Source organism: Mesorhizobium sp. M7A.F.Ca.MR.362.00.0.0 (genome assembly GCF_004023175.1).
Lineage (GTDB): Bacteria > Pseudomonadota > Alphaproteobacteria > Rhizobiales > Rhizobiaceae > Mesorhizobium.
Genome location: NZ_RZTF01000926.1, coordinates 1 through 414 on the forward strand (window position 1 = coordinate 1; position 414 = coordinate 414).

The window sequence follows — 414 nt, forward strand, 5'->3', positions numbered from 1 at the left end:
GATGCGGATCGGCTTTAGCAACCAAATCCTACGTCATTTCAATGGCTTGCACTACATCCGCCAACCCACCATGAATTTTCCGGGCTAGATTATCTACGGAAGCGAAACGCAACTGCCGAAGATCGGCGTGCCCAGCCAGCCAGCCAGCCAGCCAAGCATCGCGCCAGCGCGCCCGAACGGCTGGTGGAAAGTCCACCCATTTCCCCCTCCTGGCGACTGGAGTTCGTGCTCGGGAGCCCGGTGAAAATCCGGCGGCGCATCAAGCGCCGGGTGCGGCCGATGCTCGGTTTCAAATCGACGCACGCCGCCGCGGTCACCTTGTCCGGCATCGAGATGGTCCACATGATGCGCAAACGACAGGCGCGGTACGCCTTCAATCCGAACCCGTCTCTCGCCGAGCAGTTCGAAATCCTC

At 60.9% G+C, this 414-nt stretch carries 1 pseudogene; it reads left to right on the forward strand.

Features of this window, described 5'->3' with window-relative positions:
- Positions 1-252 precede the first annotated feature (252 nt).
- Positions 253-414: pseudogene (locus EOC06_RS38545) on the forward strand (DDE-type integrase/transposase/recombinase); the annotation flags it as partial.